The following is a 9048-nucleotide window of genomic DNA, read 5'->3' on the forward strand; positions in this document are numbered from 1 at the left end:
CATACTTTTGCCAGTTATGCGGTGCTGGAAGGTTATCCGCTCCCGATGGTCGCTAAGCTCCTTGGTCATAAACGTATCTCTTCAACACTTCGTTATATGCATGTCAGTGAGCACCATGTGACAGAGGCAGTAGATACTCTGGGGGCGGTAATAACGGGAATATTAGTCGAGCCTAAAGAAGTACAGCCCAGAAAACGAAAACGTACCACAAAGGCATTGAAGGCAGACAAACCTAACCCCGAACCAAAGGCAATAAAAGGGGAGTTCAACATCTTGCCAGAATTAACGGATGAGCAGATAAGTGATATTAGAGCTGAGTTGGATTTTTTGAGTTGGTAGTTATCTTGAATCACTATAAAGCCACTTTTCGGGAGTGGTTACCGTGGCATTTTCTAGCTCGAAAATGCCCCAAAATGAGCTAGATAGGGATTGAACTCAGGTTAAAACTCAGGAACTTTCCTTACTTTTCCTCATGCCTAGAGTTCAACTTTGTCCCCAAATTCCTAACCCACTAGACCACTAGAAACTGATCTTCAAACACAGCTACGCACGAATGCGTTGTTTAAGTGTTGCTAGGCTATTGAATAGTGGATAACTAAATGGAAGTTCTTCAGTGATAAAGTGCCTTGAATAGGAAGCAATGTGTATCTGCACGGTTTGCACCTGAAAAATCGGATTCGTACTATATTATATGATTATTTTCAGTTGGTTAGGCAAGGTGTTTAGGGGTATGCTGAAAGTATGAATTCGTGCCTGCACGATATTAAAATGTTATGTACTGGAGTGAAAATGGACGATATTTTAGAAGCAGCGACATCTTTTAGAAATGCTCTTGAAAGGTGTCATAAATCATTAAATGTAGATGGTTTTAAAGACTTTCCTAATAATACTTGTGGCTTAACAAGTAGCTTTTTAGGCACATTTTTTAAAGACAAAGGCTTTGGTGTATTTGAGTATTTTATTGCGGATGTGCCGGGGGGAACTCATGCTTGGTTGCAGAAAAATGACATTGTAATTGATATTACAGCTGATCAATTTGATCATATAACTGACCGTGTAATAGTTTCAAATAGTTCCATATGGCATCAAAGTTTGGATGCAGAAAGCCAAGGTGAAGCTGACTTTAGGGACGGAGGAATAAGTCTGAAGGAAGATGAATTGGCTTACAAAACTATTTGCTTCGAAATTGATAAACGTACATAACAAATGCATCAACACGATTTGCTACATTCGGCATTCTAGGTTTCTTTTGGTTTACCGAGTTAAGTGGTAAATTTAGGCTTAATCTGCATGGTAGCAAACGTGTTATGCAGGCGTTATGAGTATTTGTGGATTAAGAAAAGGAAGTCATTTTGTATCAGTTATATTATTACCCAAACAACGCGAGTTTAGCTCCGCACTTCTTATTACATTTCATGGAATTAGACTATCAATTGTTGTTAGTTGATAGGAAGTCAAGCTTCCACAAATCAACTGAATATTTAAAATTGAATCCAGCGGGTAGAATTCCTACATTAATTGACGATGGAATGGCAATCTTTGAAAGCTCTGCGATTTGTATTCATCTTTGTGAGCAAAACCCTAAGCATGGTTTGCTCCCTCAGTTGGGGAGCAAAAGTAGACCTCAGTTTTTCCAATGGTTAGCGTACTTGAATAATACACTTCAAGCTGAGTTAATGGTTCGATATTATCCACATCGACATACAAATGATGAAAGTACTATTCCAAATGTGGTTGCAGCGCAAGATGATCGAATTGGTGACTCACTATCCGTAATTAATGATCAACTTGAGGGTAATAAATACCTTTTAGGCGATGAAATTTCAGCCTGTGATTTCTTCTTATTTATGCTTTCTGGGTGGTGTTTACCAATTAAGAAATCGCCATTAAGTTTTGAGCATCTGTCAGCTTATCTAAATCGTTTATCATCACATCCAACAATCATGGCTGTTTGTGAGTTAGAGGGTATCGATCTTAGCCCATTTAAGTAATACTCATAACAAATGCATCAACACGATTTGCTACACTCGGCGTTGTCAGTTTGCCTTTAGTTTCAGTGATTAAGGCGTTAAAATTCAACTAAGTCTGTATCGTAGCAAACGTGTGATCTGCACCATAAATACTGGACGCTACGTTAAGCGACTTTCTATACCTTTAGTTATCCATAAATTGCTAATTTAGGGGAAGCTGTAGCTCATTTATGTCCAGAGGCTTCATAGAGCTGAAATTCTACACGTGGCACTTTTCTCTCAAAGTGCCTGCTAGCTAAGATCTGCCCCTTTACGCGTTAGACTTTTACTTATTCACATCCCGTTAACATTAGCTTGCCCGACTTAAACTTACCCAGTGAGTTGATAATCAGCCCCCTTGATTAGGTCACATTTTGCAGCCTAGTCTCCCTTGATGTGGCATAACTTGTTGATTATTAGTTGAGTCAATATGAGAAAGGCTGCATTATTCAGGACAAAAGACGACAAATTGTCGGCAAATAAGTGTTATAGCTCAAAGAGCTAATTTTTAGTGTCCATTTTTTAGGTGTTTGGGGGCTTTGTGGTGTAATTCAGTTTAGAGACAGAGTCGTCCCGTTTAGTGTGTTTCTTAGTCAAGACGATAAGTTCCAAGCATACCTAACCCAGTAAGCTTGTTCAACGCTTTTATCATCGCGTAAGCTACCCTCCTGTGCATTGTAATTTCTTAAGTTCAATCGTCCTCCTAGCGACTATTTAACTCGATACATCGCTGTTTCTGACAGCGAGCGTCTGTGGTATCCATACCGCTCTTTCCAAGACTTATTTGAGCCGTATAACTTCTGGCAATCGAAGTTCATTTTTATCTTTACGAAAGTGTTCCATTAGTCAGCATGCAATCTTTTTATCCGAGTGCGTCTCAATGCTTTTCTTATTTAAATTAGTATCGATATAAGAAATAAATAACGATAAATAATGTTACAAGTGGAACACCACTTGTAACATTATTTAGATTTATTGTGCAAAATTTGGTGCTTCTGATTATTGGAACTGCAACTAGTGTTAAGGGTAATTATATGAAAAAAGTGATATCGAAAACAAAAATATTAGGAAAGATAGACTTTAACAATGAAGCGTTAAGGCGTGACTTAGCTGTTATTGAGCGGTTTCCAGTATTTGATGAAGAGTACAGTGAATTTAATCAAGGGACATGGATTAATAACTCTTTGTGGAATGACAATGGCGATTATCGCAATACTCAATATAAAGACTATCCTGGTGAAGCAAAGTTGACTGAGTTAGGGCATGAAACGCTCTACATAAATGAAGTGATTCATCAATATTTTGATGTGGATAATTTAAAGATGGTCAGAACTCGAAACCTTATTAATGGTCAGGTCATTCCACATAAAGACTTCGTAGAGTTCGGTCAACAGAAAGAGAAATATCTTCGAGTCCTAATTCCGTTAGAATCGCCGATGACGTCATACCATAGTGATGAAGATTATGGCGTGTTTCGGATGAGAAAGGGGGAGATTTGGATGCTTGACGCGAGTGTGGTGCACGCAGCTTACAACTTTGGTCAAGATAACCGAGTTATTTTGTGTCTTGACTTCCAATTTGAGGGAGTCGATAAACTCTATCCAGAAATGATTTTCACAGATCTATCTACCGGCGATAACTTACAGCATCCTATGGTTTTCAAACGACAAGCTCTTACCAAGAAGGACAGGCAAGACTTCGTGAACGAGCTTGCCCGTTCAATCCACAATTTAGAAGACATTAAAAATGCAGTGTTCAAGCTGTCTTTTGCACACATTCACCACGACATCCCGATACAAGAAATCTATGACATTTTGATTGAGCTGACTCAAAACAAAGGGCAACACATCCAGAGTTATTGCCGAGAAATGAAGCAATATTATATAGGGAAGCGTGGTCTAGGTCAGCGTTTTACGTTAGTTTGATCACGATAGAGAAAAGACCAACAATGAAATATATAGGCTTTATATTTATTTTACTCTGGTCTTCTGGTTATATTTCTTCGTCAATAGGGTTGATGTACACCAACCCATTGTCGTTTATAACCCTGCGAGTGGTCGTTGCGTTGTTCGTATTCATTTTGCTCAATTTCTTATTCGCAGAGTCTGGGTCGGTTATGTCGCGGAAAGACATCATAATGTCGTTATGGGTCGGATTGTTTATCCAATTTCTTTACCCTGTTTTATTCTCTTATTCACTATCTGAAGGGATAAGTCCTGCAATGCTCACGGTAGTGCTAGGGCTTCAGCCTGTAGTGACACTGATGATCTCACGCGGTTGGACTTCTAAAATACAGATAGGGGCAATAATAGGTTGCGTGCTCGGCACGGTGCTCTTGTCTGTTGAAAACATGAGCCTAGGGACGAGTAGCGAGGTTAACATGCTCTATGCTGTGTTGTCGCTGTTAGGGATTACATTCGGTACCGCCATACAGAAACGCTATTGCTCGCATATCCCAATTCAAAAAACGATGGGGATCCAATGCTTATCAGCTTTGCTAGCTTTAGTGCCGACGACACTGTTATGGAGCGAATTCGCCGTAGAATGGACTGCGCCGTTTCTTGTGGCCTTACTGTGGCAATCAATAGCGATATCCTCGTTAGCGTCTGTTTTGTTGATCCATGCACTTAAATCTGGAACCGTGACGAATGTCTCGACATATTTTTCCTGTGTTCCTGCATGCACCTCGGTATTATCTTACCTGATTTTGGACTCCGAATTGACCATCATTATGGGAGTGGGTATAGGCTTCATTTGCGTGTGTACGTATCTAGTTCAAAATCCACAGTCCACCTGAATATCGCATGGTAAACAGTAGAGGGTTAAAGTACTGGTGTTTCTGAGGAGGCTAAGTTGTTTCTATCCTAACACCTAGCTAGTTGGGCAGACAGTGTGATCACACTAACATTCAACTTTTCGAAACACGTTTATGTCCATTTCAATTCACGATACTTTACTATCACACTCGAAGAACGATTATTTGCCCTATATTTTCTAATCAGTGTACTTTCTAGAGTGATTAGGGCTAATTAATTGCTTCACATCATTATATGTTCGCAAAACTTGCTGTTCAGACACATTCTCAAACTGTGTTTATATACAGATTATCTGAACAAGTGCTTTAAAAAGCGGCTTTGTTGCGTAATTCAGTTTAGAAACAGAGTCACCCCGTTTCGCATGCTTTTTAGCTAATACGACAAGTTCCAGGCACACCTAACCCAGTAAGCTTGTTCAACGCTTTTATCATCGCGTAAGTTTCTCCCACCTGCGCATTGTGATTTCTTAAACTCAATCGTCCTCTTAGCTATTGTTTAATTCGATACATCGCTGTTTCTGAGAGTGACCACACTCCCAGAAGGTTGCCCCTCCTCTTGGAGGAGCAAGCGCACGGCTCGCTTAATCATAATTGCATCGTGACAAGCTCTCGTTCGTAAGTGCCATACCAGACATCCCAAGGATGCTTCGGCGGGTTTGTTTCAGTAAGTTAGGAAGGACTTCGCCATCTGTAACCGTCGATAAACTTAGCTCGCTGCAATAATCTCATGAGTGCTTAGCTCTACGGCTGATGCAGGTGTAATGCGGACAACTTAATGGAACATGGGCAAGTCTAAATACCGAGTCGATAAATCCTTGCAGCGCTCTCAGTGGTATAGAAAAAACTCACTTCACCATGAGCGCTGTCGTGATAGCTAAATCACTGAATCGACGTGGTCTTCTGCGCTTATTCTGTTTGCTTTGCGACCAACCACTTATCGCCTCTTCATCAATCCAAAAGGTCAGAGAGCCACGGTTAATGAGTGATTGGTTGTATTGCTTACAGTTGGTTGTTTTGTAGCGAGGTTTAGGTTAGGCATAGGGCTACGAGAAGGAGTGAATGTAGCTGATCAGATCGTAGGTTCTTGATTTAGTCCCACTGAATAACGCAACAAAGCCAATAACAGTCATAGATCAAAACTGCCGCTCGCGGTCAAGATGGTGTCGTTTTTTTACTGATAAATAAACGCTGGATAACACTATTTTAATTATTAAATTGAGGGCGGAATGACGGATACAATATCGCCTTTCTAAAGTCATATTTCACTGTTATTTCGTTTTACGAATGGCCCTGAATTCCTAAAAGGTGTTGTGATTTTTTAGTAGTGTGATCCATTTTTCACCCCAACCCCTTTTAATATGGGCGACTTTACCTAATAATATAAAGCCTTAGAGAAAGCACAAATTATGTAATCGTTTAACGAAGTGGCCCTGTCTTTTCAGTTTATCAACCACACACCACGGCGCATTGAAATCAATGCAAATGGTTGTCTGTGAAAAACATAAAGATAATAAAAACAAAAAGTTAAAGATATAATAGTCGCTTAAAGTAACGTGGAAAAATTTTCAGAAATTACACTAATTAGCCGATTAAATTTCAATGGATAAATATATTTTTTCAATGATTATTAATTGATCCCTTATAGGTAAAGCGATGAGAGCGTTTTCAAGGTCCTTTAATTGGAAATCATTGAATGTTGATTGAGCCCTTTATTGACAATGCTTGAAGGGTCTTTTATAAAATTAATTGATTGAAATTTCATTTGAATAACAATGCTTTTAATTGGGATTGAGGAGGGCAATATGACACGTTCTTATCCGCTACAAAGTTCTTTACGTGGAAAGTTAGCGCAAGATTTTAAGACGTTTAGGGATAAGGAAGCATTAAGTGATGCAGAGGCCACACGCCAACTTTTGATGTTGGCACTGCGCATCAAACTCAATGACAGTGAGGATGATAGTCCATCGAACCGTGCGTTGATGGAAGAGATTTATCGTGTCGTTCGTGGCTCATCTGCGATCACTGATGTGGTTCATGGACAAACCTTTGATGGTGAAAAATTATTCCGACAACAAAAAGAATCCAAACCCTTTAGGCAACAGGTGAAATCTGATATCGATAATAAAGTCGATGAGTTTCTGGCAGGCAAAAAAAAAGGGTAGTCCATTGGACACCCCTTTTTCTACCGCTCTAACTCTCTATCTAGTTTATTATCTTGGTCATTGTTGTTGTCACGCTCCTGATTAAAATCAAACGTTTTTTGAGGGGAGGGTTCTTTGCTGTCGAAGTGTTCAAGCTCTTTATCTTTGATTTCTTTTGTGTGTTGATTAATATCAGTGTCCGGCTCGTTGGTTAATGAATCATGGTCTTGAGTGGGTGTGTCGAATTCCTCTTTTTGTTGATGCGTTTGTTGATGGTATTGTTCAATACCCTGTTTAATTTCCTCAAGCATATCGTCAGGTGAAACAAACTGAATATTTCTCCCTGAAAAGTTGGCCATGATTTTTTCAACGTTGTTGGGATTTAAATCAGTATTTCCTTGACTCAGTACAATCACAATGTTCTGTCTGAGTTCATCGGTGGAGATATTCTGAATGTCATTCTTATGATTGACATTGATAATGTCGTATTGGCCTTGATGCGCTTGATTAATAATAAAAGCATTCTCGATTGAGGTACTGATGATGGTGGTGTGCAAATCACTGCCTTGATGGAATCGCGTTATTTGTTTGGATTTCGTGCCTAATATCCGTGGGTTGATGTCGAGTGCCGGATCTTTATTTCCTTGCCCGTCTAAATAAGTCACTTCAATCGCTTTTGTTTCTCCTTTTTTATCGTGAATGTTAGTTATCATTGCCGAGTGAAATGTCTGGTCCTCCGAGGAGTACACTGCTTGATGAAAATGAACATGGTCACTCTTAGGGTGTTCAATACCTAATTTATTGAGGTAAGTTTCGGCTAATGTGCCTGTGAGTGGCTGACTGGTTTGTATATATTCTTTCGCTCTCTCTTCAAATTGTGCCATGTGTTTTGGCGTAGTAGTCAGTAATTGTTCATGTTTAGGGTTGGCGGTGAGTTGGTATTTATTAGGATCATTAAGGATGTTGTGGGCTTCTTTCATTGCCTCCTTATAATTTATTTCCTTATGACTCATCATCAAATTGATTAATGAGCCTTTTTCACCGGTGGTATAGTCTTTAAAATACCCTCGATATTCCCCCGTTAATGACACTTTTAGAGCCGATTTACCGATACCAAAGGTTAAATAGTCACGGTCTGATTTAGATGGGTTCGGTTGTCCCAATAGGTGGTCGCGACTCCAATCTGTTGTTTCTGTGTTAGAATCTAGGTTTTTTGGGATACAAATCATGGCAACTATTCAGGTTAATTGTCGATTTTGCAGTCAGAGCAATGCTGTTCGAAAGCATGGTAAAGGGGTTGCTGGCTATCAACGCTTTCGATGCCTCGATTGTCAGCGTACTTTTCAGCTCGATTATGCTTACGAAGCAAGTAAGCCTGGCGTTAAAGATAAAATTCTTGAAATGGCAATGAATAGCTCTGGCGTTAGAGATACTGGCCGTGTGTTGAAAGTCGCTTACAACACCGTTTTACGCACTTTAAAAAACTCTCACCTAGACAGGTAACGACAATACCTTTTGATATCGCCAACATTGAGTTGATATGTGAGGTCGATGAACAATGGTCGTTTGTTGGTAATAAGAAAAATCAACGTTGGCTTTGGTATGCTTGGGAGCCTAGATATAAACGCATCATTGCCCACGCTTTTGGTAAAAGAGACACCGAGGCATTTAATCAACTACAACGTCTTCTATCGAAGTTTACCATTCCTTTTTATTGTACAGATGACTACCGAGTTTATTCAGCGAACTTACCGAGAGAAAAACACATCATCGGCAAGCGGTATACACAAAGGATAGAAAGAACCAATCTTACCCTGAGAACTCGCTTAAAGAGACTCGTTCGAAAAACTATCGGTTTCTCGAGATCAGAAGAAATGCACGATAAGGTCATCGGCACCTTTATCGAACGAGAGTTTTACTATTAATCAACGGATTGGAGTCATGACCATTTTTTGCGCTAATGGGTTGATGGGGGCGGTTTGAGTGGTTGGTGGAAAAGAGGAGGCGTTGGTGATGACATCCAAGAGCTGATTGCTGTTGGAGACTTGCTCACGCTGCTCATTCATACGCGTTTCGTATTCAT

At 39.8% G+C, this 9048-nt stretch carries 6 protein-coding genes and 4 pseudogenes; 7 read left to right on the plus strand and 3 right to left on the minus strand.

Annotated elements, in window-relative coordinates:
• From ACED60_RS24635 to ACED60_RS24645, 3 genes and pseudogenes are all read left to right on the plus strand, one after another.
• Positions 1–339 (plus strand): annotated as a pseudogene (locus ACED60_RS24635) (site-specific integrase); the annotation flags it as partial.
• A 450-nt stretch (positions 340–789) separates the two neighbouring features.
• Positions 790–1203, plus strand: coding sequence for a hypothetical protein (locus tag ACED60_RS24640; protein WP_371728658.1), 414 nt, complete (start codon positions 790–792; stop codon positions 1201–1203).
• Between the two features lie 149 nt (positions 1204–1352).
• Entirely contained in the window at positions 1353–1991 is a 639-nt protein-coding gene (locus ACED60_RS24645; RefSeq protein ID WP_280603577.1) for a glutathione S-transferase family protein, read from the plus strand.
• A 607-nt stretch (positions 1992–2598) separates the two neighbouring features.
• On the opposite strand, the pseudogene ACED60_RS24650 reads toward ACED60_RS24645, so the two are convergent.
• Positions 2599–2815 (minus strand): annotated as a pseudogene (locus ACED60_RS24650) (IS5/IS1182 family transposase); the annotation flags it as partial.
• 228 nt (positions 2816–3043) lie between these two features.
• On the opposite strand from ACED60_RS24650, the gene ACED60_RS24655 reads away from it, so the two are divergent.
• Entirely contained in the window at positions 3044–3934 is an 891-nt protein-coding gene (locus tag ACED60_RS24655; RefSeq protein WP_017102383.1) for an aspartyl/asparaginyl beta-hydroxylase domain-containing protein, read from the plus strand.
• Between the two features lie 23 nt (positions 3935–3957).
• Positions 3958–4806, plus strand: a complete 849-nt coding sequence (locus ACED60_RS24660; protein ID WP_017102384.1) for a DMT family transporter — start codon at positions 3958–3960, stop codon at positions 4804–4806.
• Positions 4807–5193: 387 nt separating this feature from the next.
• Here ACED60_RS24660 and ACED60_RS24665 read toward each other — a convergent pair.
• A pseudogene (locus ACED60_RS24665) lies at positions 5194–5804 on the minus strand (transposase).
• A gap of 822 nt (positions 5805–6626) precedes the next feature.
• Between ACED60_RS24665 and ACED60_RS24670 the strand changes: the two are divergent.
• Positions 6627–6986, plus strand: coding sequence for a hypothetical protein (locus ACED60_RS24670; RefSeq protein WP_016800258.1), 360 nt, complete (start codon positions 6627–6629; stop codon positions 6984–6986).
• 20 nt (positions 6987–7006) lie between these two features.
• Here ACED60_RS24670 and ACED60_RS24675 read toward each other — a convergent pair.
• A pseudogene (locus ACED60_RS24675) lies at positions 7007–8134 on the minus strand (conjugative transfer relaxase/helicase TraI); the annotation flags it as partial.
• A 58-nt stretch (positions 8135–8192) separates the two neighbouring features.
• On the opposite strand from ACED60_RS24675, the gene ACED60_RS24680 reads away from it, so the two are divergent.
• A protein-coding gene (locus ACED60_RS24680) for an IS1 family transposase (RefSeq protein WP_371708898.1) occupies positions 8193–8890 on the plus strand; the annotation gives its coding sequence in 2 pieces (ribosomal slippage) (positions 8193–8442 and positions 8442–8890; 699 coding nt in all).
• The last annotated feature ends 158 nt before the right edge of the window (positions 8891–9048 follow it).

The organism is Vibrio sp. 1F279 (genome assembly GCF_041439815.1).
GTDB lineage: Bacteria > Pseudomonadota > Gammaproteobacteria > Enterobacterales > Vibrionaceae > Vibrio > Vibrio tasmaniensis_A.

Excerpts from the sequence above, each read along its gene's own strand:
- ACED60_RS24660 (WP_017102384.1), top strand. The coding sequence starts at position 3,958 with ATGAAATATATAGGCTTTATATTTATTTTACTCTGGTCTTCTGGTTAT.
- ACED60_RS24655 (WP_017102383.1), top strand. The coding sequence starts at position 3,044 with ATGAAAAAAGTGATATCGAAAACAAAAATATTAGGAAAGATAGACTTT.
- ACED60_RS24670 (WP_016800258.1), top strand. The coding sequence starts at position 6,627 with ATGACACGTTCTTATCCGCTACAAAGTTCTTTACGTGGAAAGTTAGCG.
- ACED60_RS24640 (WP_371728658.1), top strand. The coding sequence starts at position 790 with ATGGACGATATTTTAGAAGCAGCGACATCTTTTAGAAATGCTCTTGAA.